At 51.7% G+C, this 25796-nt stretch carries 18 protein-coding genes, 1 other RNA gene and 1 pseudogene; 9 read left to right on the top strand and 11 right to left on the bottom strand.

All coding sequences use genetic code 11. The features are described 5' to 3' along the window. Positions 1–126: 126 nt before the first annotated feature. Both MXE39_RS07555 and MXE39_RS07550 read right to left on the bottom strand, forming a co-directional pair. Positions 127–402 (bottom strand): annotated as a pseudogene (locus MXE39_RS07555) (flagellin); the annotation flags it as partial. A gap of 1050 nt (positions 403–1452) precedes the next feature. Then, positions 1453–1602, bottom strand: a complete 150-nt coding sequence (locus tag MXE39_RS07550) for a hypothetical protein (protein WP_246977930.1) — start codon at positions 1600–1602, stop codon at positions 1453–1455. A gap of 131 nt (positions 1603–1733) precedes the next feature. Between MXE39_RS07550 and MXE39_RS07545 the strand changes: the two genes are divergently transcribed. The 7 genes from MXE39_RS07545 (at position 1734) to MXE39_RS07515 (ending at position 10900) form a co-directional block, all read left to right on the top strand. Further along, a complete protein-coding gene (locus MXE39_RS07545; protein WP_246977929.1) occupies positions 1734–2870 on the top strand; it encodes an aminotransferase class I/II-fold pyridoxal phosphate-dependent enzyme in 1137 nt (378 codons plus the stop codon). 468 nt (positions 2871–3338) lie between these two features. After that, a complete protein-coding gene (locus tag MXE39_RS07540) occupies positions 3339–4727 on the top strand; it encodes a 3-phosphoshikimate 1-carboxyvinyltransferase (RefSeq protein ID WP_246977928.1) in 1389 nt (462 codons plus the stop codon). Between the two features lie 399 nt (positions 4728–5126). Beyond that, on the top strand, positions 5127–5420 hold the full coding sequence (locus MXE39_RS07535) for a hypothetical protein (RefSeq protein WP_247073907.1): 294 nt from the start codon (positions 5127–5129) through the stop codon (positions 5418–5420). Between the two features lie 259 nt (positions 5421–5679). Continuing rightward, positions 5680–7158 (top strand): sodium/proline symporter PutP, encoded by a 1479-nt coding sequence (putP, locus tag MXE39_RS07530; RefSeq protein ID WP_246977927.1) that lies wholly within the window; start codon positions 5680–5682, stop codon positions 7156–7158. Positions 7159–7531: 373 nt separating this feature from the next. Beyond that, on the top strand, positions 7532–8422 hold the full coding sequence (locus tag MXE39_RS07525) for a flagellin (RefSeq protein ID WP_246977926.1): 891 nt from the start codon (positions 7532–7534) through the stop codon (positions 8420–8422). Between the two features lie 313 nt (positions 8423–8735). After that, positions 8736–9665, top strand: a complete 930-nt coding sequence (locus tag MXE39_RS07520) for a flagellin (RefSeq protein WP_246977925.1) — start codon at positions 8736–8738, stop codon at positions 9663–9665. A gap of 314 nt (positions 9666–9979) precedes the next feature. Beyond that, on the top strand, positions 9980–10900 hold the full coding sequence (locus tag MXE39_RS07515; RefSeq protein ID WP_246977924.1) for a flagellin: 921 nt from the start codon (positions 9980–9982) through the stop codon (positions 10898–10900). Positions 10901–11138: 238 nt separating this feature from the next. On the opposite strand, the gene MXE39_RS07510 is transcribed toward MXE39_RS07515, so the two are convergent. The 6 genes from MXE39_RS07510 to MXE39_RS07485 all read right to left on the bottom strand — a co-directional run bounded on the left by MXE39_RS07510 (position 11139) and on the right by MXE39_RS07485 (position 17940). Further along, positions 11139–12296: an aminotransferase class I/II-fold pyridoxal phosphate-dependent enzyme gene (locus MXE39_RS07510; protein WP_246977923.1), complete on the bottom strand. Its 1158-nt coding sequence runs from the start codon at positions 12294–12296 to the stop codon at positions 11139–11141. 180 nt (positions 12297–12476) lie between these two features. After that, positions 12477–13859: an FAD-binding oxidoreductase gene (locus MXE39_RS07505; protein WP_246977922.1), complete on the bottom strand. Its 1383-nt coding sequence runs from the start codon at positions 13857–13859 to the stop codon at positions 12477–12479. Positions 13860–13973: 114 nt separating this feature from the next. Next, complete coding sequence (locus MXE39_RS07500; RefSeq protein ID WP_246977921.1) at positions 13974–14636, bottom strand: methionine ABC transporter permease; 663 nt, start codon at positions 14634–14636, stop codon at positions 13974–13976. A gap of 2 nt (positions 14637–14638) precedes the next feature. After that, on the bottom strand, positions 14639–15787 hold the full coding sequence (locus MXE39_RS07495; RefSeq protein WP_246977920.1) for an ATP-binding cassette domain-containing protein: 1149 nt from the start codon (positions 15785–15787) through the stop codon (positions 14639–14641). 268 nt (positions 15788–16055) lie between these two features. Beyond that, the gene (locus tag MXE39_RS07490) at positions 16056–17048 is read right to left on the bottom strand and encodes a MetQ/NlpA family ABC transporter substrate-binding protein (RefSeq protein WP_246977919.1); all 993 of its coding nucleotides are present in this window, start codon (positions 17046–17048) and stop codon (positions 16056–16058) included. A gap of 742 nt (positions 17049–17790) precedes the next feature. Further along, positions 17791–17940 (bottom strand): hypothetical protein, encoded by a 150-nt coding sequence (locus MXE39_RS07485; RefSeq protein ID WP_246977918.1) that lies wholly within the window; start codon positions 17938–17940, stop codon positions 17791–17793. Positions 17941–19077: 1137 nt separating this feature from the next. On the opposite strand from MXE39_RS07485, the gene MXE39_RS07480 reads away from it, so the two are divergent. Then, positions 19078–19863, top strand: a complete 786-nt coding sequence (locus MXE39_RS07480; protein ID WP_246977917.1) for a hypothetical protein — start codon at positions 19078–19080, stop codon at positions 19861–19863. A 508-nt stretch (positions 19864–20371) separates the two neighbouring features. Here MXE39_RS07480 and MXE39_RS07475 read toward each other — a convergent pair. The 3 genes from MXE39_RS07475 to ffs all read right to left on the bottom strand — a co-directional run bounded on the left by MXE39_RS07475 (position 20372) and on the right by ffs (position 23921). Next, positions 20372–21010: a copper resistance protein NlpE gene (locus MXE39_RS07475; RefSeq protein WP_246977916.1), complete on the bottom strand. Its 639-nt coding sequence runs from the start codon at positions 21008–21010 to the stop codon at positions 20372–20374. Between the two features lie 741 nt (positions 21011–21751). Next, on the bottom strand, positions 21752–23056 hold the full coding sequence (locus MXE39_RS07470) for an AAA family ATPase (RefSeq protein ID WP_246977915.1): 1305 nt from the start codon (positions 23054–23056) through the stop codon (positions 21752–21754). Between the two features lie 767 nt (positions 23057–23823). Further along, an RNA gene (gene ffs, locus MXE39_RS07465) (signal recognition particle sRNA small type) lies at positions 23824–23921 on the bottom strand. A gap of 845 nt (positions 23922–24766) precedes the next feature. Between ffs and truB the strand changes: the two genes are divergently transcribed. Further along, the gene (gene truB / locus MXE39_RS07460) at positions 24767–25756 is read left to right on the top strand and encodes a tRNA pseudouridine(55) synthase TruB (protein ID WP_246977914.1); all 990 of its coding nucleotides are present in this window, start codon (positions 24767–24769) and stop codon (positions 25754–25756) included. Positions 25757–25796 lie beyond the last annotated feature (40 nt).

Here is a 25796-nt window from a genome sequence, read left to right as displayed (position 1 = left end):
TGGCATAGGGTCACCTCTCAGACTTACATTCATATGTTGAAGTTATGAATCATACCCGCGCAAATCGCATAAATATAAGGATTTATCAAAAAACGTGATGAAAATCACAAGCACTTAATACGCCGTAATCTTCTGCAGCATGCCGCTCATTTCATCCATGGCGCCTTCGGCAGTCTGAGCAAAGGCAATACCGTCGGAGGCATTGCGGTTGCCCTGGTTGAGGCCATTAATCTGAGTTGTGAGGCGGGAGCTAATCTGGAGGCCTGCAGCATCGTCCTTGGCACTGTTAATTCTCAGGCCAGACGAGAGTCTCTGGTAGGTTGTAGTTAACTGGCCCTGTACATTGTTGAGATAGCGGCGGCCATTGAGAGAACTTACGTTCGTGTTTACATATACTGCCATGGTTAGTTTCCTTTGTGTGTACGATATCTATACTGTTTCAGGTCAGCGGTTACACCAAAGGTGCTATTCCTTGCTAACCAATGCTTCCTTTTATTAACGCAAAAATGCCTGTCTGGTTCATCATGGCCTGGTGACATATTAAATGTCTAAAATACGCATTTTGACTACGGAAATAGATGTAAGTAAGTGTAAGAATATATCAATGATGGGCACGTGCTCGGGCCGTGGCTGGGCCTTAAGGACTGATACATGGCAGGGGAAATTATGGTGACGGGATGCTGATGGATCTGTAGTGGGAAAAGCGCTTAAATAAAAGAGTCAGCCTGGAGAGCCTAGTTACTATTTTTCCATCTAGGAAAGCTGAAAATATCGCTGTCGTTGCACAGAAAATGTGCTAACTGTAATCAATGGACAAATTTTTGATAAAGATCACAATATCTTATGTTACCAATAACATCTTCCAAATTTGCCTTATTTATCAGGTTGTATACGCTATCATTTTCCTGGACAGTGGTCAGATGAGCGAAAAAGATCAAAAATAAGGCTTAACTTTGTTTTATCTATCGTTATAATAGGCCCATAAGCATGTGAGACGCTAGGGCGGTATCTGATCAGACAATCAGTGCCATAGTGCGCCGCCTTAGTCATCTTTTCAGATGCTTTAATACATCACATTTAAGGGACTGGTTAGCACTGGTCAATGCTGTTAATAATATTGGTTAGCGTTCAAAAACAGCACTTTAGTCACAGCAGCAGAGCTATGACTAATCCAGTAGTTCCCATCAAAATCACGTCATTTCTTCGCAAACCGACTGCAGCAATGCATGCCGGGATTTTTTGCGTCTGTGCTTTCCAAAATCTTTTACAGCACTCCTCCCATCTCTGGTAATCATTAACCTCATCACACTATTACGCCCTCATCTATTAGCCTTGCCCGTCATAATGGCATTGCCTGTCATCATGGCGTTGTCAGCCATCATTGCCCTGGAACGTCATAATGGCGTTGCCAGCCATCATTGCCCTGGAACGTCATCATGGCGTTGTCAGCCATCATTGCCCTGGAACGTCATAATGGCGTTGCCAGCCATCATTGCCCTGGAACGTCATCATGGCGTTGTCAGCCATCATTGGCCGGGCCGTCATCATGGCGTTGTCAGCCATCATTGCCTGGACCGGCATCATGGCCTTGAAGGTAATCATGGTATTGCTGAGCTCTATGCTAAGATCTGCCCGGTATGACCTTGTCGGGGCTGAGGCCTCTGTCTTTGTTTGATGGCTTTACTCTGGGCCTTGCTGTGGCCATGGGATGAGTAAACTGCAGGAGTTTTGTCATGGATTTCAGCTCACTTGCCAATGGTGCCATAGCCTCCATGCTGCCTTATCGTATGGGCAAGCCAGTTGAGCTTGTGCATGAGGAAATAGGGGCAAAGAACTTTGTGCGCCTGAACTCAGGTGAAAATCCTTATGGCATTAGTCGCAAGGTTCAGAAGGTTCTGGAGCGCTATGCGGACAAATTGCCTTATTACCCAGATGCCGGAGCCTGGCACTTCAAGAGGTTGCTGAGCAGTACCTTTAACTATGATGTCAACAACATCACAGCTGGAGCAGACAATCATGAGCTGATTTCTCTGCTGGCCCGTGCCTTTCTCAACCCTTCGGTCAATGTCATTGTGCCTCGTGTCAACTCAATTATGATCGAGCGTGCTGTCCGTATCAGTGGTGCTGGCATCAGGAGTACCGGCATTAATGATGACTGGGAGCCTGTTCTTGAAGAGATTGTAGAAGCCATCGATGATCGTACCCGCATGATTATCATGGCCAATCCGTCTAATCCTCTGGGAGCTTTCGTTCATTACTCAAGTCTGGAAAAGATGCTGCAGGATGTTCCTGAGGATGTGCTGGTAGTCATAGACGAGGAGCTGATTGACTACCTGGGAGGTGGTTATAAGGATTTGTATGACCTTATCATCAATTATCCCAACCTGGTGCTGCTGCGCTCTTTTTCCCACATTTATGGACTTGCAGGCCTGAGAATAGGCTACATGCTTTCCTGTGATGAGATCTGCGGCATCATCAATGTGCTGCGCGATCCCTACAATGTAAGTCAGCTGGCACTGGACTGTGCCTGCGCTGCTCTTACAGACAATGTCTTTACCCGCTTTGTGCTGGACCGTACCAATACCGAGCGCAACCGCTATCGTGAGTTCTGCTCTTTCTACGGCCTTGCCATGGTTGATAATAAGACCAATACAGTCACCATAGACTTCGGCTCCAGAGCCCACAGCTGGTATAACGCGCTGATGCGCCAGGGTATCTTTACCCGACATCTTGAGTATCTGGGACTGCCTTCGCTGATTAATATCACCATGGGGCACCCTGATGAAAACGACTTCTGTCTGCGCCGTATCGAGCAGCTCATTCTCAAGGACAGCAAACTGGAGGGTGCCAGTGACAGCTCCCTGAGTTAACCAGGATCTGCCATGTTCTGCTACGCATTGCTGTTTCGGGCATAGCCATGCCATGACTTAGCCCAACCTGGCATAAAAGGTGTGGCCGGGACTTCTGCAGGGCATGGCTGTGATGCGGTCAAATTATGAAAGCAGGGAAGCAGGGGCATGCCTGTGCGGCACTCATGGGGCTATCATGGCATTGCCGCCATGCAACGCATGCTCAGCCTTTCTGCAGCAGTGGGCATGGTGGTCGCAGGCGGTGCATTAATTGACTATGAATGTTAAAGCTAATAGGCTTAATCCCACATTGTGAGGCGAATTACGCGGCTTTAGGCCGCATTTTTGTTTGTGCCGCAGGCACAGGGCAGATCTCTTGCCTCCTCAGGCTGTGTCCCTTTGTTTCGGGGCACGTGTTTTTATCTGCGCAGCAAAGGGCAGCACACCAGGTGTCGAGGCCCGTAGCATGCGCCAGCAGGGCATACTCTCATGCAGGATACTTTGACCTTAGAAAAGATTGACCATGTCGCTGGTTCAGTAAATCTGATTGGCTCCAAGAGCCTGACCAACCGTGCTCTGCTGTTAAGCGCTCTGGGTACAGGAACCACCCGTCTTACAAATATCCTGCGTTCAGATGACTCTGAGGTCATGCTTTCTGCTCTGCAGACTCTGGGTGTGAAAGTAACCCTGGACAGCAATGATGACACCGTGGTTACTGTAGAGGGTATGGGCGGCGTGTTTAACAATGCTGATGCTGGCGTTGTTGAGCTTTTCCTTGGTAATGCCGGTACCGCCATGAGACCGCTGGCCGCAGCGCTGGCCCTGTCTGATGGCACCTACAGACTGACAGGTGAGCCGCGCATGTATGAGCGTCCTATTGGCATTCTGGTAGATGCGCTGCGCGCACTGGGAGCAAAAATCGAATATCTGGGCAACAAGGGCTATCCGCCATTGCTCATTACCGGTGTTAAAGCCGTGCAGCGTACTGCAGGCGGAGAGGGGAGCAGCCATGTCTGCGCCTCAGGCGCCGGGGCTGGATCAGGCAGCTCTGTATGTGAGCTTGAGGTAGCTGGCAACACTTCCTCTCAGTTCATATCTGCCCTGCTTATGGTAAGCGCCCTGCTTGACCGTCCTGTGCACCTGAAGGTAAAGGGTGAACTGATTTCCCGTCCTTATGTTCATCTGACCATTGAGCTTTTAAAGCGCTTTGGTATTGAGGTTGTCAATAACTGCTTTGAGTCCTTTGACATTGCTCCTCAGAAACTCATCAATCCAGCTTCTTATCTGGTAGAGGGAGATGCCAGTGGCGCTACTTACTTCCTTGCTGCTGCAGCCATCAGCGGTGAGGTCACTGTAAAGGGGGTAGGCCGCGACTCCATTCAGGGAGATACCAGATTTATTGAAGTGCTTGAGCGCATGGGCGCAAACATTGAAGTGGGTGAGGACTTCCTCAGGGTAAGTAAGGCCCCTGTGCTCCATGGTATCGACATTGACATGAATGACATGCCTGATGCGGCCATGACTCTGGTGCCAATGGCTCTGTTTACCGACAGTCCTGTAGTGATTCGCAATATTGAAAGCTGGCGTGTTAAGGAAACAGACCGTATTGCCGCAATGGCAGCAGAAATGCGCAAGCTGGGCTGCAAGGTAGAGGAGGGGCAGGACTACATCATGGTTGACGGCTCAGACCCGCAGTGTGCAAGCCTGCGCGAGAGCGGTGATGTTCCTGCCTTTGATACCTACAATGACCACCGTATGGCCATGTGCATGTCGCTTGCTGCCCTGGACAGAAAGATAGTCATCAACGACCCGGGCTGCTGCCGTAAGACCTTCCCTGATTATTTCACCCGCTTTGCTCAGGTTAGTGTCAGAAAGTAGCATCACAGTCAGGCTGGAGTCTGAAGTATCACGCCTGAAACCTGCAGCCATAGGAGTGCAACTGTAGACCTGGACCAGCTACTGCTCTGCAGCGTTGAACATGCAACCAGAAGTCGGCACCTGCAGCCTTGAACCCGCAGCCAGAGGACTGCAGTTGCAGCCTGGAACCAGCAGCCACAGTCCGGCATCTGGGGATGATGAGGTCCTTAATACAGATATGCCATCGCAGCATGAGCTGCAGAATCCATGGCTTCGTCTCCGGATGCGTCAGTAACGCTGGTCACCTGCAGCGCAGTCATACATTTAGCATCACTGGATGCCATAAAACAAAGGCCCGTTCAGGGCCTTTGTTGTATGGGTAAGCTGTAAGATTGCAGCATGCAGCCCTCATGATGAGCCTTGGAGTTATGGTATTGGAAGGGACGTAGGTTCCCCAATTGCAGGATTGGTAAAGCTAAAGAAGACAGTATCTTTTCAGGCATTGGAAGGGGAAGGGACAGCACTGGGGCAATCTGGGCAAAAATAGTGCTTAAGGCTTATGCAAGCGGGACAATGCCTGAAACTGGTGCAAAAATGGGCGTGCTTGCAAGCATAGACAGGGGTTTTTTGCTATTATGGACCAGTTTTTCTCCGTTAACTGGCTTTTTTGTGCCTGATTTAAGCTCTTTGACTGCTTTTTTCACACTGCCATGATTCGTATCTGACGGAGAACATAAGGGGGCTGATATAACCTCAGTAAGGTGGATTTGTCATTAATCCGCAAGCAACAGTCATCCGGCTGCAAACAATGCAGCAGGGCAGCGTCTTTCTTACTAAAGGACGCAGGGAGCAGACAATTTCTTCTGTCTTACTCAACAGGCTGGTGTCAAGCCAAGATAGTATGGCCATGTGAGGTGCGCAGTCAGCCTGGTCTGCAGCGATATGAGGCGAGCTTAGCTCTGAGCACTTATTCATGTTTAGTACCACAACCACATTTATTGTCTATATCCTCTGCATGCTGATAATCGGCATTGCAGCAGCCCGTATGACCAATTCCCTGAACGATTACGTTCTGGGCGGCAGAAGTCTGGGTCGTTTTGTTACCGCTCTTTCAGCCGGTGCCTCGGACATGTCCGGATGGCTGCTGATGGGCCTGCCGGGAGCTCTGTTCCTGCATGGTCTGGGCGAGGCCTGGATTGCCATTGGTCTTACTGTTGGTTCCTGGTGCAACTGGAAGTTTGTAGCTGCCCGTCTACGCTCCTTTACCGCCAATGCCTCTGATGCCCTGACTCTGCCTGACTATCTGTCAGCTCGCTTCAATGACACTCTGCGTATCTGCTCTATCATTGCAGCCTTTATCATCCTGATTTTCTTCGTGGTTTACTGTGCCTCAGGCATGGTATCAGGTGCCCGTCTGTTCGAGCAGACCTTTGGTCTTGATTACTCCAATGCTCTGTTAATCGGTGCCGTATCCACTATCTTCTACGTATTTATCGGCGGCTTCCTTGCTGTAAGCTGGACAGATACTGTTCAGGCCAGCCTTATGATTTTTGCCCTGCTGCTTACCCCTGTAGTCATGATTCTTGACTGCGGTGGTCTTGATGCAGCCAATGCCCTGATTGCCCAGAAGGACGAATCCCTTGATGACTTCTTCCAGGGTATGACAGTAATAGGCTTCCTGTCCCTGGTAGGCTGGGGTCTTGGTTACGTAGGTCAGCCTCACATTCTGGTACGCTTCATGGCTGCCGGCTCGGTTCGTGGCATGGGTGATGCCCGCCGTATCTCCATTACCTGGATGTCCCTCTGTCTTATCGGTGCCGTATTAATCGGCTACTACGGTGTTGCATTCTCAGTTAAGCACCCTGAGGTCTCCATTGCCAATCCTGAGCAGATATTCATCATCGTAACTCAGGTACTATTCACTCCATGGGTAGCCGGTATTCTGCTCTCAGCCATTCTGGCCGCCATCATGTCCACTCTGTCCTGTCAGCTGCTGGTGGCCTCCACCACCCTGACTGCTGACTTCTACCGTCGCTGGCTGCGTCCACATGCCTCTCAGCGCGAGCTGGTATGGTGTGGCCGCTTCATGCTGCTGCTGGTAGCAATCATTGCCTACATCATCGCCCTTGATCCTGAGAGCGGCGTATTACGTCTGGTAGCTTACGCCTGGGCTGGCTTTGGTGCCGCTTTCGGTCCTACCGTGCTTATTTCCGTATTCTGGTCCCGCATGACTCTGCCAGGCGCCATTGTCGGTATGGCTACCGGTGCCATTACCGTTATCGTATGGGAAATCGGCGGCTTCCTGGGACTGTACTCCATCGTACCTGGCTTTATCCTCTCCGCCATCGCTATCTTTGTGGTTTCAAAGATGACCTATAAGCCTGATAACGAGTGCGAGAAGCTCTTTAACGATCTTGAAAAGAAGTTCTGGGTTGAGGTTAAGCAGCACTAAGCTGCACCTGCAGGCCAGCTGCCTGCCTGGAGCAGTCAGCAGCCAGAGGGCTGCTGGCTGCAGTAGAGCTTTTCAAGCATAGCCAATAAGGGCTAAGACTAAGTTCTGATTTAAAAAGCGGCTGTGTCCATCACACATGCTGAAATTCAAAGAGGTGAACCTGATTTCAGGCTCACCTTTTTTCATGCCAACATTAGCAGTGCCACTTTCACTTATATATCTATAAAGAAGTGTAAATATGCTATGTAAGCCTGATGCGGCTTTATGTGTAAATAAGTTGTAAATAAAACGGTATGCCCGTTAGCTGTTCTGTGGGAGTATTGCGTGAGCAAACCGCGATATTCCGGTACTTTACAGTAAAGGAGCGTTAGGAATGGCGGTATACGTAAACACAAATGTGTCGAGCTTAAACGGTCGTAGATATCTGAACAATGTTCAAAATCAGCTCACTACGACATATCAGCGTCTCTCGTCAGGACTGAGAATTAACAGTGCCAAGGACGATGCAGCTGGCCTGCAGATTTCCTCACGTTTAACTACCCAGATAAATGGCCTGAATCAGGGCAACCGTAATGCCTCTGATGGTATTGCCTTTGCCCAGACCGCTGAGGGCGCCATGGACGAAATCACTGGCATGCTCCAGAAGATTCGCACCCTGGCAGTACAGGCCAACAACGGCACTAACACCAATGATGACCGCAAAGCGCTCCAGAAAGAGGCAACTGCACTGGCACAGGAAATTACCCGTATTGCCAAGCAGACCACATTCGGTGGCAGCCAGATTCTTGATGGCGCTGCTGGTCTGTTAACAAAAGGCGGAAACAACAATACTTCCATTGGTAAGCTTACACTGCAGGTAGGTGCAAACAAGGGTGATACCATCAGCTTTGAAGTGAACTCAATGAAGTTCAGCACAATGATGGCAGATACCGAGGTTAAGAAGTTCTTTGATACAGCTAAAGGTCTGGTATTTACCAATGTTGCCAATATTGTTGATGCTATTAATGGCATGGACAAGATGATTGGTGTTGTAGATGCCGCACGTGCTGGACTAGGTGCAATACAGAACAGATTGGAATCTTCCATCAGAAACCAGGCCAATGTTTCTGCCAACCAGGCTGATGCCCGCAGCAGAATTCGTGATGCAGATTTCGCAGAGGAATCAGCAAATCTGAGCCAGCAGTCCATCATTCAGCAGGCTGCTACCTCCATGCTCATGCAGGCCAACACCCGTCCACAGCTTGGTCTGTCCCTCTTAGGCTAATGCCTTAAGATAAGACTGTGCTCTGTCAGCTGTAAGCTGATTGCGCCTCAAAACAAAGCCCCTGGTCAGCAATGATCAGGGGCTTTGTATTTGATTGGTATTGAAAGTAATGCAAGCATGATTTTATGGATATAATCAGGCCTTACGACTATTTTCATATCTATAAAGACTTTGGAACGCGTTGTTTGACCTCACTTGGATAATCCAGTTAATGTTCTGTACATAAAGCGTATCTTCCGTTTATAGATATAAAGTGGGGGCTGCGGTCAATAAGCGCGACACTCCACTACTATGCAGTAAAGGAGTATTAGCAATGGCGGTATACGTAAACACAAATGTGTCGAGCTTAAACGGTCGTAGATATCTGAACAATGTTCAGAATCAGCTCACTACTACATATCAGCGTCTCTCGTCAGGACTGAGAATTAACAGTGCCAAGGACGACGCAGCAGGCCTGCAGATTTCCTCACGTTTAACTACCCAGATCAATGGCCTGAATCAGGGTAACCGCAATGCCTCTGATGGTGTGGCCTTTGCTCAGACCGCTGAGGGCGCCATGGACGAAATCACTGGCATGCTCCAGAAGATTCGCACCCTGGCAGTACAGGCCAACAACGGCACCAATACTGCTGATGATCGAAAGGCTCTGCAAAAAGAGGCTACATCGCTGGTAGAAGAAATTACCCGTATTGCCAAGCAGACCAAGTTCGGTGGCTCCTTAATCCTGGACGGTGCCGGTGCCAACTCCATCATGACAAAGGGCGGCGGCGGTGGCCAGGCCGGTCAGACTAAGGATCATATTGGTAAGCTTACCCTTCAGGTAGGCGCAAACAAGGGCGATACTATCAGTTTTGAAGTAAACGCCATGAAGTTCTCTCAGATCGCCAGCGCAGCCGGTGTTGCTGCAAATGATTTGAAGAAGTACTATGATGCAGCCAAGGGTATGGTCTTTACCAATGCTGCTGAGCTTGGAAACATCATTTCCCACATGGACAAGCTCATCGGTGCTGTAGATGCCTCACGTGCCGGACTAGGTGCAATACAGAACAGATTGGAATCTTCCATCAGAAACCAGGCCAATGTTTCTGCCAACCAAGCTGATGCCCGCAGCAGAATTCGTGATGCAGATTTCGCCGAAGAATCAGCCAATCTGAGCCAGCAGTCCATCATTCAGCAGGCTGCTACCTCCATGCTCATGCAGGCCAACACCCGTCCACAGCTTGGTCTGTCCCTCTTAGGCTAATGCCTTAAGATAAGACTGTGCTATGTCAGCTGTAAGCTGATTGCGCCTCAAAAACAATGCCCCTGGTCAGCAATGATCAGGGGCTTTGTTTTTGAATGGTATTGAAAGTTATGCGAGCATGATTTCATGGTTAAAATCGGGCCTTACGACTATTTTTGTATCTATAAAAACTTTGGAACGCTGTGTTGGGCTTTACTGTGATAATCCGGTAATTATTCTGTACATAAAGCGTATCTTCCGTTTAAAGATATAAAGTGGGGGCTGCGGTCAATAAGCGCGACACTCCACTAATAAGCAGTAAAGGAGTATTAGCAATGGCAGTTTACGTAAATACAAATGTGTCGAGCTTAAACGGTCGTAGATATCTCAATAATGTTCAGAATCAGCTCAATACGACCTATCAGCGTCTCTCGTCAGGACTGAGAATTAACAGCGCCAAGGACGACGCAGCAGGCCTGCAGATTTCCTCACGTTTAACTACCCAGATAAATGGCCTGAATCAGGGTAACCGCAATGCCTCTGACGGTGTAGCCTTTGCCCAGACCGCAGAAGGAGCAATGGATGAAATCACCAATATGCTCCAGAAGATCCGTACTTTGGCTGTTCAGGCCAACAACGGTACCAATACCGCTGATGACCGCAGAGCTCTTGGTAAGGAAGCTACTTCTCTCGTAGAAGAGATCACCCGTATTGCCAAGCAGACCAAGTTCGGTGGCTCCTTAATTCTGGACGGTGCTGGTGCCAACTCCATCATGACAAAGGGCGGTGCAGCTGGTGCTACTAAGGATAATATTGGTAAGCTTACCCTTCAGGTAGGCGCAAACAAAGGCGATACTATCAGTTTTGAAGTTAACGCCATGAAGTTCTCTCAGATTGCAAGTGCAGCTAATGTAGCTGAAGCAGATTTGAAGAAGTACTATGAGGCCGCCAAGGGTATGGTATTTACCCATGCTGATCAGCTTGGCAATATCATTTCTCACATGGACAAGCTCATCGGTGCTGTAGACGCCTCAAGAGCTGGACTAGGTGCTATACAGAACAGATTGGAGTCTTCAATCAGAAACCAGTCCAATGTTTCTGCCAACCAGGCTGATGCCCGCAGCAGAATTCGTGACGCAGATTTTGCCGAGGAATCAGCCAATCTGAGCCAGCAGTCCATCATTCAGCAGGCTGCTACCTCCATGCTCATGCAGGCCAACACCCGTCCACAGCTTGGTCTGTCCCTCTTAGGATAATGCCTTAGTCTGGGATTATGCTCTGTCAGCTCTTAGCTGGCGAACTTCAAAACAAAGCCCCTGGTCAGCAATGATCAGGGGCTTTGTTTTTGGCGGCAGGTGCCTGAACTGGCATGTCTCTACGGAGGCTTGCGACAGAGCAAAACGCAATATGATGCAAAGTGCGGCCTGTACAGTCGCATGCGAAAGGCATAATGCTGCCCGGGGCATGATTTGGGGGGCGGCTTGCGGGCTCTGGTTAGCGCTTGAGTATGTGGATGTTTTTGAGGCGCTCGAGGGCGGCGGTAAGAGTTTCTTCTTTCTTGGCAAAGTGGAAGCGGATGTAGTTGTTAACCTTTTCCTTGAAGAAAGAAGAGCCTGGTACGGCACCTACGCCTACCTTCCGGGCAAGATCCTCGCAGAACTGTACATCGCTGTCGTAGCCAAAGCTGCCAATGTCGACCAGTACATAGTAGGCTCCCTGTGGGCGGTAGTACTCAAGGCCGATTTCATCAAGGCCAGAGCAGAAGAGTTCACGCTTTTTGGCGTAGGTTTCCTGCAACTGCTCATAGTAGCTGTCAGGCAGGGTAAGACCTGCAATCAGGGCCTCCTGCAGTGGAGCTGCAGCTCCTACAGTAAGGAAGTCGTGGACCTTGCGTACGGCTTCGATAATGTGGGCAGGTCCCTGTACATAGCCAAGGCGCCATCCGGTAATGGAATAGGTCTTTGAGAAGGAGTTGCACACCAGAGTGCGCTCTTTCATGCCCGGCAGAGTAGCAAGATAGGTATGGGTATGAGGTTTGAAAATCAGGTGCTCATATACCTCGTCAGTGATTACGAAGGCATCGTAGCGCTTGATGATATCGCTGATGGTTTCCAGTTCTTCGCGAGTAAAAACCTTGCCGCATGGATTGGACGGGTTACACAGAATAAGTGCTTTTGCGCCCTGGGCAAAGGCCTGCTCAAGTTCAGCCGGGTCAAAGGTAAATGATGGTGGCTTGAGTGGGACGTAGACAGGCTGGGCATCGCACAGAATGGAGTCAGCACCGTAGTTTTCATAGAAAGGGGAAAAAATGGCCACCTTTTCGCCTGGATTTACTGTAGCCAGTACCGAAGCCATCATGGCCTCAGTAGAACCACAGGTAATTACCAGCTCATTGTTGGGGTCAACAGCCTGGCCGGAGAAGTGCTTAATCTTGGCAGCAAGGGCCTCACGTACATTCTGAGCGCCCCAGGTAACGGCATACTGATGTGGGCCGCTTAAGGCTACTTCGCTAAGGCGCTTTGTCAGCTCTGCAGGGGGATCAAAGTCAGGAAAACCCTGGGAGAGATTAATGGCATCGTACTTGAGGCAGACGCGGGTCATACGTCTGATAACTGAATCGGTGAAGGAAGCTGTTCTTAATGAGGTTTGCATAATATTGCTCACAGGCAAGGGGCTAAGTGCCCGGCAAATGAAATGGGCTCAGCAGGGTAATAGCTGCATGTCTGGCTGGTAACTGACCTTCAGTCTGGCGCACGTCTGACTGATGCTGCAGCGCCAGGGCCGCAGCGCCATGAGGCTGCTTCGCCCTGGCGCGGGCCATGTCAGGTCTGGTTACAGTGAATAGCCGCTGTGCGGGTTGAAGAGATTGTGCGGGTCAAATGCGGCTTTGACGGCGCGCATCAGAGCCAGCTCCTGAGGATCAACTTCCTTAAGGAAGTAATTGCGCTTGTGACGGCCAAGGCCATGCTCGGCAGCTACCTTGCCCTTGAGCTCATAGACACGGCGGTACAGCGAGGACAGGATGTAAGTCAGAGTATCAGGCCATTTTTCAACTGGCAGATCGTCCTTGAGTATGCACAGATGTACGTTACCATCTCCGGCATGACCAAAGGCCAGGATACGTATACCGCTTTTCTCTGACAGCTCAGAGACATAATCTACGAAAGTAGCTATGTCGCTCAGCGGTACTACAGTGTCGACAGGCTCCCAGAGACCCGATGTCTGTACGGCTTTGGCAAGAGCTGAGCGAACGGTCCAGACATCACTTGATATGGCCGGGTCCGTAAGGGGCAGGAACTCAATGTTATGGAAAGGTTCAAGCACCTCACGGCAGCGCTGCAGACGATGATCTGGTTCACCCACACGTCCATCGAAAGTTACTACCAGATAGGCAGAGCACTCCGGCATAGGGAAAGACTTGCCAGTGAACTGTTCGCCAAGGGCAATTACCTTGCGCTCAATAAATTCAATGGCAGTAGGCTCAAGCAGGGCCTGCTTGATCTCATTTACTGAGGTAATAGCTTCACGCAGCGATTTGAAGCCTACCAGGGCATGACAGGTGCTCTCAGGTTTGTCGATAAGACGCAGAACACAGCGGGTAATAACACCAAGGGTACCCTCAGAGCCGATAAAGAGCTGCTTGAGGTTAAGGCCAGTGCTGTCCTTAAGGCATTTGGAGCCCAGGTCGACCAGACGGCCATCGGGAGTTACTACCTCAAGGCCCAGAACATAGTCACGGGTTACGCCATATTTGACGGCACGCATGCCACCGGCATTGGTGGCGATATTACCGCCAACAGTGGCGTGTTTCTCGGCCGGATCTGGAGGGTAGAACAGACCTCGCTCTTCAACGTAGGCCTGCAGGTCACAAAGCAGAACGCCCGGCTCTACAGTAATGGTACGGTTTTCCTCATCAAGCTCAAGAATGCGGTTCATACCGCTGACATCAAGCACGAGGCCGCCCTGGGGAATGGTGGAGCCTACCAGGTTGGTACCGGCAGCGCGTACGGTAACACTCATCCTGTGTTCGCATGCAAAGGCCACAGCGGCTCTTACGTCCTCAGCACAGGCGGCTTTGACGTAGACCTCGGCATGACCTTTTTCATAGCCCAGAAAGTCTGTAAGCAGGCGGGTATCAACTGCATCGCCTGGCTGTACCTGAGCTTCAGATGAAAGCAGCTTTTTAAGCTGCAGGCAGATTGTATTGTCAGACACTTTATTATTCCTGAAAACAGTTAATGCCAGGCAGTACCGGCAATATGCTGGTAGCGGCCCTGTGGCGGCGCCTGCCCATGGGGCAGACGCAGCAGCAGTTTGAGACTTGCTACTTTAGCGGCTCAGGCCATTGGCCCACTTGTCGCCCAGCCACTGAACCAGCTGAACAAAGAGTACCAGGAGGACAATGACAAAGATCATTACGCCTGTTTCATAGCGGTAGTAGCCGTAGAGAATGGCGATATTACCGATACCGCCGCCGCCGACCATGCCTGACATGGCTGAAAAACCAATCAGACTGATGAAAGTCACGGTAAAGCCGCGAATCAGGCCCGGAGCAGCCTCAACCAGCAGAACATCACGCACAATCAGAGATTTGGATGCTCCTGAGGCCAGGGCAGCCTCCAGTACGCCCGGATCTACTTCCTTTAGTGAACCTTCAACCAGACGGGCATAAAAGGCAATGGCACAGATAGACAGAGGAACGGCAGCTGCAATAGGACCAATTTTGCTTCCTATCAGAGCAAAGGTCAGTGGCAGAGTAAAGACCACCAGAATGATAAAAGGAATGGAGCGCACTACATTTATGATGTAGCCCAGCACGGAATTGATGGCCTTTGAGTTAATAAAGTCCTTATGGGAGCTCAGATAGAGCACCAGACCGCAGATCAGGCCAAAGACCACACCAAGAATCAGGGAAATGCCCAGCATGATGGTGGTTTCCCATGCTGCTTTGGCAAATTCACGATCAAGGATTTGCAGGGTTTCTTCTAACATGATTACTCCTTGTTCTGGTCCTGAGTGCTGCTGGCAGCGGCTGCTGCACTGGCAGCTGCAGGGGCAGCATCCTGGGCTGTTGCTGTGGCAGCTGCGGCGTAGTCGATATGGGCTACTGAGCGCTCAGCCTCAGGGTTTAGCTGATTGAGCAGCTGGCCGTTTTCCTTGATTTTCTTGATAAAGGCACTCTGAGACAGGAAGTCCAGCACCTGATCAGGGGCATGGCTGGAGCGGCGTACCGAGATGATAAGGTTGCCCAGCGGCTTGCCGGAAATGTATTCAATTCGTCCGCCCAGAATGCTGATATCAGCATCAAAGCGTTTGATGGCCTGAGCAATTACACTGTCGTAGGCCTGCTCTTCCTTGTAGGTAATTTCATAGAGATTGTCTTCGCTGGCCAGCAGTTCAGGTGGCAGCAGCAAAGCGTCATGGCGTGAGATCATTGCACGGCCATACTCGCTTGATGGATGAGCAAAGAGATCGTAGGTGCTGCCATGCTCAACTACTTTGCCATGAGCCATCAGGGCCACCTTGTTAAAGAGGCTCTTGGCCACTTCCATCTGGTGGGTGATAAACAGTACAGTCAGATTGCGCTCAGCCTTGAGCTTCTTGAGCAGAGCAACAATTTCAGAGGTGGTGTCAGGGTCAAGGGCTGAGGTAGCCTCATCACAAAGCAGAATCTCAGGATCATTGGCCAGAGCGCGGGCAATCGCCACACGCTGCTTCTGACCGCCTGACAGTGATGGCGGGTAAAGACTTTCCTTACCTGACAGTCCCACACTGGCAAGCAGCTGTGGGACTTTGGCCTCAATCTCGGCACGGGCAGCTCCACGGGCCTTGAGGTTGAAGGCTACATTGTCAAAAACAGTGGCATTCTTAATCAGATTGAAGTGCTGAAAAATCATGCCTATACGCAGTCTTAAGGAGCTGAGCTGGGCTGAGCTCAGGCCAGAGGTGACTTCGGTACCGGCAACAATAACCCGTCCCGAACTTGGCTTTTGCAGCAGATTTACGGTACGTACCAGAGTTGATTTACCGGCTCCGGACTGGCCGAGCACGCCGTAAAAGTCACCTTTTTCTACGTGCAGGGATACATTGTCCACAGCTGTGTAATCACCAAATCTGACACTGACCTCTTCAAAGCGGATCATGCTTGTCTCCAGTCATTGCGGCCTGCAGCCGCGTTAGTCATTTTCATACCGGGGAAGTTGAGCTTGTCAGCCTGCATTGCACAGGCAGCAGGCATGACCTTTGAGCCACAGTGGCTCTGTGTTATCCAGAGAGCCTGTCCATCAGGACAGGCCGTGCTGTCTTTGCCTGCACCGGCCCTTGGCGCTGCTGGCGCCAGCTGGGCTCAGGCTGTCAACAGTTGACAGTCTTGCGATGTGTGCAGGGGGCAGGCACAGTTTGCGGCAGCTGTCAGGCAGCCTTGTCATCAGCTGGAGCTTCCTGACTGGCAGCCTGGTCAGCTGCTGGTGCCTCACCAGAGGCAGGTGCGTCAGCCTGTGGGGCATCTGCAGGTGCTGCGTCTGCAGAGGCAGCTTCGGTATCGGCATCGGCCTTTACTTTATCCCACCAGTCCGGACGGGTGAATGCATCGAAGTTCTTGTGAGCTGTAATGGCGTCCTTGAACTTCTGAGAGTGAACGACGCGGTAGAAAAGATCGGCGTGGAACTTGTCACCGGCCTTAACAGCGATGAGGTTCTTTACCGGCTCGCTTACATCCTCAACGCTCAGAGCCTTTGAAAAGTCAAAGTTGGCAGCGTAAGCGTAGTTGCCCGGAATCATGCCCAGAACTACGGAGTCCAGAGAACGGGTAATCTGAGCTGCATCCATTGGTACAAACTCAAGCTTGTACTTGTTCTCAGTAATGTCAGCAATGCTGGCCTTATTGTCGTTTTCCTGGTGGTTTAACTTGATAAGACCTGCTTTCTGAGCAATACCAAGGGCGCGGCCCAGGTTGATTGGGTCATTAGGCAGACCGACCTTGCTGCCCTCTTCAAGCTGGTCATAGGAGGTAACCTTGTCAGAGAAGAAGGCCATGCCCAGGGTAGGAACATTGATAACAGCCTCAAGCTTTACCTTCTGAGTCTCTACGAAGTTGTCAAAGTAGGAGCGGTGCTGGAACAGATTGGCCTGAATGTCGCCGCTGGCCAGAGCAAGGTTAGGCTGTACGTAATCGGTAAAGGTAACCAGCTCAATTTTGTAACCCTCTTCAGCTACTAATGGGCTGATGATTTTCTCAACCATCTCGCCATAAGGGCCAGGGCATACACCCACCTTAATCACCTGACCGGCAGCTGGGGCAGAAGGAGCTGCAGCAGTGTCTGCAGTCTTCTTGTCATCGCCGTTACAGCCGGTAAGAGCAAATACTGCGGCAGCGCAGAGGCTTAAAATTAATTTGGACTTCATTATTTTTCTCCTGAATAGGTTGCCCGCTCTGACCTTAGGTCAAATGGGCGTCTTATAAATTTCTGATGCACTGTCAGCAGACTAATCTGCCACCAGAGTTGCTGAGCCTCATGGCGTCAGCCAAAACGTTATTCCTGTCTCCCCGGAACCCCTGCAGGCCGCATTTGCAGTTGCAGCTATGCTGCTTAACTGTATGCCACTGCTGTAAGCCTCTTACCTGCAGCTGTGCCTTCAGGCTATGCAGGGCAGCTGCGCAGGCAACGCGGGCCATGAATGAATATCTGTCAGCCTGGTGGTGCCCATTGCAGCATGTGCGGCTTGTTGGGGCTCGATGCACCCCGTTGTGCTCCAGCGCTGCTGCAGCTATGTTTCCCGATGCTTATGAGCTGAGGCCTCTGAACCGAGGGCCCTGGTTGTGGGCCGCGACCGTGGGCTTATGGCGGCTGCAGTGGCAAAAGTGGTGCCTGTCATATACGGTGAAGCCGGGGGTCTGCAGGCTTTTGCCGGGAGCTGCATTGAGCTGGCGCTGGTACATCACTGTTCCGGTAAGCTCAATACGTAAACTGCAGGGGCAATTCGGGCCGCAGTATTGCCTGTAAAAGGACTTTTAATTCTGAAAGTTCAAGGACTGGCGGATATGACCGCTGACAGATATTTATGGCCGGTATGGCGGCTGTAAAGCACGGCGCAGAGGTTACTGCTGATGGCTTTTCTGTCTTTTGGGATGAGGGGAGAATAGATGTTATGCCATGCCTGGCATACGCATGCTGGACTGCATAGGGGAAAGGAGGGTAATTGATGAGCGTGTGCAGGCGAGCTGACTGAAAGCGCAGCTTCTTGAGTTAGGGGATGGCAGATGCTTGCCTGATGCCTGATTGTGAGAGTGTTTCATTGTGCTCTCCTTGTTTCCCCTGAGGGGGGCACGAAAATAAGTCAGCTACAGTGAGTCTGACTGCACAGCTCTCTGCATACCAGGGGCAGAGTGTGGCAGATCTTTTTAAAAGCTGAGATCCGCAGCGGTGCAAAGTCCAGTAACAGCCATAAAAGCCTGAATAAATCAGGAAAATCTATATTGATTTCCGGTTTTGTGACCGGAGACTGTGTTTACTATTGAATCTTTATAGCCCAAAACTGTCAAACGAATAGGGCACTCTGCGCACTTGTTGTGCTCAATGACCGTGCTTTGCCTGCAAATAGTGCACATTTCGGGCATCTTTGAGTCATTTTGGTTAGCAGTTCATAAGAAAAGGGCCTGTCCTGGATGCGCAGTTAACTATCAGCTAAAAGCTCTGAATGATCATGATTACGCAGGCACCATCTCCCTGACATCCCAATTTCCAAACACTTCCCGTGCCCCTGATCCTCTATCTGAGTGCCTGTCTGTCTGTATGTATGGCGCTGGCTTTCTGTCCTCCTTGCATGGCTGTAGCTGATGAATGAAGCGTCCTAACATCAGGCCTGATATGACAGTATTGCAGTGGTCTGAGGTGGCTGGGAAATGCGGCGGATATGGATCAGGCATGGTGCCAGTATTGGCCAGACATGGAGAAGGCATAGTGCTGGTCTTGGCCCGGTATGGAGCAGGCACAGGCCCGGCATGGAGCCGCACAGTATTATCGTGGGGACTTCAAAGGGCCGACATGGGACAGCCTTGAGAGCTCAGATCCGGGCGGCTGCAGTCAACTTGCTGTGTGCCAGACTCCTGATAGAGTGATTTTTTCGGGCATGATGATAAATATAAGGTAAGCCGCTAAAATGGAAGTAAGCTCACCATGCCAGAATCAGGATGGTCATGGTGACAGAAAGTACCTGCAAGTCCCAGCCAGTATCTGGCTGTATCAGCATGATGCTGGGCTGTTTTGCCGGGGCCGGGCATGCGGTTTTGCATGTGGCGGAGCACGATGTTTTGCATGCTGCGGCAGGCAATGCGGCCAGAGCCTCAGGCGCGGCAGCTGCAGTGCTGTTGCCAGCCGGTGCTGGCAGTACCATCTTTAGTTTCCGGTTAGATGTTTTCTGAAGGATTACCTCAGTGGCACTTAAAAAAACACCTCTTGACCATCAGTATCTGCAGTCTTATCTGCTCAAGGCCGGAGTGCGTTTTGACTTCAACATTGTTGATACCGTTTGTCAGCGCCGTCTGGGGCTTAAGTTTTACCTTGCTCTGATTGCTGCATTGCTGCTTTTCGGTTTGCCTCCGGGCATGCCGGGCAATCCTGTTGCTGAAATTGATTCAGCCATGGGCGATTTGCATCATGAGGGTATCAGCAGCTCCATGCGTATTCTGCTGCTCAGCCTCATGTATCTGCTGCTTTTCTATGCCTTTGTCTATCTGATGCGCTATCTGTACTTCCTGAGACTCAGAGCAAAGCTCAGAAGTGACCGGGCTCCCATAGTGGCTGAGGCTTATGCCGTGGTCTGCCTTGATATGAACATGGGCTTTGGTGACTATATGATGTCGCTGCTAAGCCGCATTATGGGACAGGGACCGCATGGCTTTTGCCGCTATGCTGTTATCTACAAGGAGACGGGCACGGAAAATCCGCGCTTTTTCCTCACCGCTGCGGTACCGGCACGCAAAATCTGCTTCATACCTGACCATGTAGGCCGGGTATTCCCGCACCGTAAAAAGAATCATCTGTATACAGTCGATGACAAATCAGCCTACCAGACAGTATCGTCCCGTATCCCGGTAGGAAAAATCTTTGCCTCAGGAGCCAGCTCCATGAGTTCAGCTGCTGCAGACAGTGCCAGCCCGCCGGACACAGGCTCAACAGCTTCACAGTGCCAGGCGCACGATGCTCGCAGCCATGACTGACAGGTTCAGGACTCCTGCAGCTCCAGCAGCGCTGGCGGCCAGGCAAGCTCCTGCAGCCATGAGTGCCATGCATGCCCCTGCCCCCAGCTGCCAGGCACAGGATTCCTGCAGCTCCAGCAGCGCTGGCTGCCAGGTATGCCACTGCACCCCGGCTGCCAGGCACTGGACTACTGCAGCTCCAACTGACAGGTACAAAGCGCTTCTCATGAGCGCAAGCCTAATGGGTCGGACAGCCTTGCCTGGGGTTGACTGCCAGGTCTGAGCCTGACAGGCATGGCTGTACCATGCCTGGTTACAAATAACAAAGCCCGCATGCTCGTATTGAGCCATGCGGGCTTTGTCGTATCAGGCCATGGTAAGGAGCACGCCATGCTGATGGTGTCCTGTGCCACGGCCTGCAGGCTTCCTGACTTTTGCAGGGCCATACAGCCGGCAATGCATGCAGCCTGGCTGCAGTCAGAAGTGCATGCAGCGCAGCTGCAGGCTTCAGGCTGCAGGTGCAGGAAAATTAGCGTGCCTTGAGAATGTACTGGTCAGCAAGCTCACCGTCATTAACAGTACCCTTGCTGTCAGAGAGCATGTAACCGGTTTCAACACGCTTGAAGTAGGTCTTCTCGCCTGAGGATGGGGTAACCAGCTCAATGAGGTCGTCGCCAATCTTGTTGTAAACACCGCTGGCCTCAAAGTTGGCATCCTTTTCACCAATGTACTCTGTCTTGTAGGTATAGGTGCCATCTGCATTTACGGTCAGAGAGGCGCGAATACCCTCAGAGGAGGCGGCTGGCAGTACACCCTCAAAAGTACCAGTCATGACAGCTGCATCAGTCTTGGCAGCCTCGCCGTCCTTGGCAGCATCGCCGTCTTTGGCTGGCTCAGCAGCCTCGGCAGATTCAGCGTCCTTGGCAGCATCGGCCTCAGGTGCCTGAGCAGCCTCACCTTCCTTGCCTGGCTCTGCAGTCTGTGCAGCTTCTGCGCCCTGTGCGGCCTCGGCACCCTGAGCTGGCTCAGTGGTCTTGGCAGCATCTACAGTCTGGACAGCTTCGGTCTTGGCTGGCTCAGCGGCAGCATCTTTCTTGGTGTTGTCGTTACAGGCAGTCATGCTGAGCATTACAGCTGCAGCAGCCAGAGTCACGTTGATCTTATTCATCGAATTTTACCTTTTGTGTTAGCACGAAAAATCATGTCTGTATCAGGGCTGCAGGGCAGTCCGTCACTGACATCAGGTTCTGTAAGGCCGGTGCTGACGGCGGTATCATACTGCAGCTGCCCGGGGCTGTCTGCACGCCGTTCATGCGACATGCCAGTCAGTCAGGCGACGGTCAGTCACTCGGGCGACACGCCAGTCACTGAGCGTATCTGTCAGCCTGAAGCTGGGGGGTAAGGCTGCAGCCAGAGCTGCATCCAAGGCAGCTGCGTAATCTCAATCAATCAATCACAGTAAATCACTGCATCGCTGTATCACATACTGTTCTGGTATGTCACTCAGGAAGGGAGTGCTCATGGCAGTATCGTTCAGCGTTAACTGGTGCAGTCGCACCAGATCATAGCACTGCGCGGGCTGGAGGGGTGCATTGTTGCACAGATATCATCAACTGGACAGACACATTTTCTGTTATTTGCAGCCCAGCAGGTACGCAGGACTAATGTTGGCGCTGCTGATACCTTCATCCTCAGTGCTGCTGATGCGGGCAGATTCAGCTTTGATGCCATGGCTTCAGCAGCAGATCAGTCGGCTCTTGGGGCCATGGCTGCAGAAGAAGCTCAATCCGATCTGTGGCTCTGGTTGCAGCGCTTGTCAATTAGCTTTGGGGTCAGGGCTGCAGATTCAGGCATAGTCAGCTCAGGGACCTGGTGGGCTGCTCTGCTGAATTATCAGCATGTCAGGCGGCTATTTGGCTGCCTGGGGCTCGTCACGGGTAATGAGGTATTCCTCCTCACCGGCGTCAAATACGCGGGTGTTGATTGGCAGATCTCGCAGGTCAGGGTGTGAGATACCTGTGAGCATCTGGAATATACGGCGCATTTCTACATTGGTAAAGCCGTATTTGTAGCGCCATGAAAGAGAGTGGGAGCGGTCAGCAAAGGTAACCTTGTTGACAGAGATAAGCCCCTGCTGAATCAGCAGTGAGCCAAACTCCTTGCCCTCTGGATTGAGGCTTACCTCCTCAAGCAGCAGCTGATCCTGACCGTCCTTTTCGATAAGCCATGAGAGGTCAGGCTTTTCACGGTCCAGGGCGCTTTGCAGGAACACGTAGTTGTTGTCGCAGCTGTAGGCATACAGATCACCGCCATTATCAAGGGCACGGGTTACAGAGAAAGGGCAGAGCACCTTGATCATGCGGTCGGAGAAGACGAAGCCGCCATAGCACTTTTCAAGGGTGTCCAGATACTCGGCTACGGTTACACCCTGTTGAGGAGCAATACGGGCCAGATCCTCACCATAGGTGTTTTTGATTTCCTCAATGGTAAAGCCGGCCAGGTCAGCTGCAATATCACTGAAAGACAGGTCAACAACATGAGGCAGACCCTCGGACATATTGGTACTCAGAGGGAATTTGACGTGGCCGGTCAGAAGACAGAAGCGCACCCGGTCACCAGCCTGACGGAATGCATTGAGCATCTCAAAGTACAGGGCAAGGCACTGCTGACGTTCCTGCTCATTTTCAAGGCGGCTGATGAGCATGATAGGCATGTCGTAATTGTCAAAGAGAGCAACTACCGGACGGCCATCGCGATCGCTGATGGTGCGGATAAGCTGCAGCATCTGCATGCGCAGATCCTTGCCTGCATCGGTCTTGATCTTGACGTGATGCTCCCAGATCAGGCTCTGTACGGTATCAAAGAGCACTTTGACAATGTCATTAAAGGAATTGGCCTTAACGCGGGAAAAGCTGAAGTGCAGTACCGGATACTCACCTATGTTATCGAGATTAAGGGAACTCTCAGCCTTGCTCGAAAGGTGATCGATAAGCAGTTCATCACGGCGGTAGAGGTATTCAAGGGCCTCACTGGCAAGGGATACACCAAAGCCACGAGGACGAATCAGCATGAAGATATTCTGGCGTGGATTACGCTGCCCATGCTCAAGATGGCGCATGAAGTTTTGGATCTGCTCAAGCTTGCTGATGTAATGACGGTCAGCAAAGATAACCTCATGAAGATGGGAGTTACCACGTGAATTTACATTTTCCATGAAAGACACTCGTACCGGAACATGGGACAGTTACAGCCCGCTGCATCTGCAGAATGCTGCAGCCAGCGCCGCTGCCGCCGCAGCCTGCGCTGCCGCCACAACAAGTGCAGTTACGGTCGCAGCGCATGAGGCGCACCATAGGCGCTACTGGCAGCGTTGGGTTCATAATGCCCGCAAAGGCTTATACATGACAGCATAGGCTGCCTGAAGGGCAGCTGCTGACAGCTGGGCCCTATGATAGCAAAGACAGGCGCTAAAGACTAAAAGCAGGGCGCACACTCAGGCCCGGATGCACGGCAACAATCATGGTCAGCGATTATGTTCTGAGGCCAGATTGCAGCAAGGTTCTCAGTTGTTGACAAAACACGCGTTACAAAGACGTATGCCCGCTCTGAACAGGGAGGGCGCGAGCACTGAGCTGCAGGACATTCAATGACAGGCAGGTAAAGAGTGAGGCCATGAGGCTGGAGTTGATGACCATTGTGAATGGAGTGGGGCCAGGCATGGAGCACGTCAGCCTGTGCTGGTCGGGAAAGTTGATTTGCAGGGAACAGGGCAGCCTGCTGGCAGAACAGTGGAGCTGCATAGAGCGGTGTAGCCTGAGCTGGCCTGAAGAGGGGAGTTGCCAGAAGCATAGCAGCCTGAGCTGGCCTGGAGAGGGGAGTTGCCGGAAGCATAGCAGCCTGAGCTGGCCGGGAGATGGGGAGTCGGGCGCAAAGTACAGGGCCCAGAAACGAAAAAAGACGCATTCGCGTCTTCATGGGCGGGAGCACTAACTTAATCTCGGTACCTCATTACTCAAATTTGGCTGCTTCCTTCCGGACCTGACCGGGTTGATCTGAGAACAAGTACGAGAGGGCTAGCACCCCCATAACATTGTGCCGGTATGATAATAGATTATCCCTGGATTGGCAAGCACTGCATGCATCAGCACCAGCGCAGCATGCGAAGACCCATGGATCCGGCCAGTCATGCAACTGCCACCAGGAGGTCTTTGCATTCATCTGCAGCAGTCCCAGACGTATCGTATGGAGCCTCACTCTGGACAGAGTCAGAGTAAGGCCAGCAGGCTGCCCGGGACGGCAGGACTGCCTTACTGTTTACAGTGCTATGGTGCCATGAATGGCTTTTGTGCGCTGGCGTGGCTGGCTTCCTGTGCGGCCTTCGGACATTAATCATTTTGCCACTATGATACAATGTGCGCACTTTGGCTTCCGGCAGCTGACCAGCTGCAAAAGAACGCATACTGCGGCTGCCTGAGGGCTTTACAGGCTTTTGCCATCGCATACCTGAAGCGCAGGGGCGACAGTATTTTCCGGCAAGTGAGGTCCAGACTGGGGCCGCATAAGTCAGCTGATATCCCGGCCGGTCACATGCTTTTTTCATAACCGGGCCTGACCTGCCTGACAGCAGAGCCTGAGCGCCATGGAGGCGGTGCTGGGGGCATTGCTGGAGGCTGGGGCTGCAAGCCATTGCATGTCAGCTTAGTCTGTAAGCAGCTGCACAGGCTGCCTGGGATGTTTAGCCTGCACTCAGACAGCGTTATGAATTATGGGCCACGGGCCCGGTAAAACAATACATTTCATTGATTGAGCTTGCTTAAGGACAGAACCAGTCTGTTGAGGCATCCTTACGGCAAAGTGATGTGATTCTCCCGGATTTTGCGGGATAAGTTTTTTCTGTTATCGATTAGTTCTTTGGTGACCTTCTATGGCAAAGCGCAAGATTAATGGCATCTTTCTTCTGGACAAGCCTGAGGGTATTTCCTCATCCACTGCCCTGGTAAAGTGTCGCGCTATCTTTAAAGCTCAGAAGGGCGGCCACACTGGCGCTCTTGATCCGCTGGCATCCGGACTGCTGCCGATTTGTCTGGGCGAGGCTGCCAAGTTTTCTTCTTTCTTCCTTGAGGGTAACAAGCGTTATCTGGCCGAGGGTACCCTGGGTGTAGTGACTACTACAGGTGACCGTGAGGGTACAGTAGTGCTTGAGCGTGACCCGACCGGTGCCTCAGATCGTATTGAGGAGGTGCTCAGCCAGTTCCGTGGTCCAATAACCCAGGTCCCACCTATCTACTCAGCCATTAAAGTCGATGGCAAACCTCTGTACAAATATGCCCGTCAGGGCCTTGAAGACGAAGTGGAGATTCCAAAGCGTGAGGTCGTCATTCACGAACTGCACCTGCTGGAAAAGACCGCCACTACCTTCAAGGTTGAAGTCTACTGCTCCAAGGGTACCTATATCCGTACTCTTATTGCCGACATTGGCGAGGCTCTGGGCTGCGGTGCCTACGTTACCCACCTGCGCCGTACCTTTGTTGAGGGCCTGCCAGCAGGTCACATGACTACCCTTGAAGAGCTGCAGCAGCTGGCTTCCTCACGTGAGGACAAGCTTGACTTTTCAATTCTTGATGAGCGCCTGATTTCTGTTGCCGATGCCCTTGATAATCTGCCACGTGTAGACATTCCTTTATCCGTAGCCGAGCCGCTGAGCAACGGCGTCCGCCAGGGACCTGAGTTTAAGGGCCAGATTCTGTGCACTCCGGGCATCAAGCCTGAAGAGCCGGTACAGGTACGTTATAACAACTACTTTATGGGCGTCTGCTACTTTACTCAGGACAATGTCCTGGTGCCTAAGCGCCTCATGGACCCGGATCTCTTCCGAGAGTTCCGCGCTCAGGAAAAGGCCGGCGGCGTAAAATAGCCTGCCCCGGCCCGGCATGACCCTGTCAGGCGCGCGCAGT

Source organism: Anaerobiospirillum sp. NML120511, assembly GCF_023050955.1.
Taxonomy (GTDB): domain Bacteria; phylum Pseudomonadota; class Gammaproteobacteria; order Enterobacterales; family Succinivibrionaceae; genus Anaerobiospirillum.
This window is presented reverse-complemented; position numbering and strand designations above follow the sequence as displayed.

What these genes read in the sequence shown, in the direction of transcription:
- MXE39_RS07550 (WP_246977930.1), bottom strand. Translation starts at nt 1,602, where the DNA reads ATGATTACCTTCAAGGCCATGATGCCGGTCCAGGCAATGATGGCTGAC.
- MXE39_RS07545 (WP_246977929.1), top strand. Translation starts at nt 1,734, where the DNA reads ATGGATTTCAGCTCACTTGCCAATGGTGCCATAGCCTCCATGCTGCCT.
- MXE39_RS07540 (WP_246977928.1), top strand. Translation starts at nt 3,339, where the DNA reads ATGCAGGATACTTTGACCTTAGAAAAGATTGACCATGTCGCTGGTTCA.
- putP (WP_246977927.1), top strand. Translation starts at nt 5,680, where the DNA reads ATGTTTAGTACCACAACCACATTTATTGTCTATATCCTCTGCATGCTG.
- MXE39_RS07525 (WP_246977926.1), top strand. Translation starts at nt 7,532, where the DNA reads ATGGCGGTATACGTAAACACAAATGTGTCGAGCTTAAACGGTCGTAGA.
- MXE39_RS07520 (WP_246977925.1), top strand. Translation starts at nt 8,736, where the DNA reads ATGGCGGTATACGTAAACACAAATGTGTCGAGCTTAAACGGTCGTAGA.
- MXE39_RS07515 (WP_246977924.1), top strand. Translation starts at nt 9,980, where the DNA reads ATGGCAGTTTACGTAAATACAAATGTGTCGAGCTTAAACGGTCGTAGA.
- MXE39_RS07510 (WP_246977923.1), bottom strand. Translation starts at nt 12,296, where the DNA reads ATGCAAACCTCATTAAGAACAGCTTCCTTCACCGATTCAGTTATCAGA.
- MXE39_RS07500 (WP_246977921.1), bottom strand. Translation starts at nt 14,636, where the DNA reads ATGTTAGAAGAAACCCTGCAAATCCTTGATCGTGAATTTGCCAAAGCA.
- MXE39_RS07495 (WP_246977920.1), bottom strand. Translation starts at nt 15,787, where the DNA reads ATGATCCGCTTTGAAGAGGTCAGTGTCAGATTTGGTGATTACACAGCT.
- MXE39_RS07490 (WP_246977919.1), bottom strand. Translation starts at nt 17,048, where the DNA reads ATGAAGTCCAAATTAATTTTAAGCCTCTGCGCTGCCGCAGTATTTGCT.
- MXE39_RS07485 (WP_246977918.1), bottom strand. Translation starts at nt 17,940, where the DNA reads ATGAAACACTCTCACAATCAGGCATCAGGCAAGCATCTGCCATCCCCT.
- MXE39_RS07475 (WP_246977916.1), bottom strand. Translation starts at nt 21,010, where the DNA reads ATGAATAAGATCAACGTGACTCTGGCTGCTGCAGCTGTAATGCTCAGC.
- MXE39_RS07470 (WP_246977915.1), bottom strand. Translation starts at nt 23,056, where the DNA reads ATGGAAAATGTAAATTCACGTGGTAACTCCCATCTTCATGAGGTTATC.
- truB (WP_246977914.1), top strand. Translation starts at nt 24,767, where the DNA reads ATGGCAAAGCGCAAGATTAATGGCATCTTTCTTCTGGACAAGCCTGAG.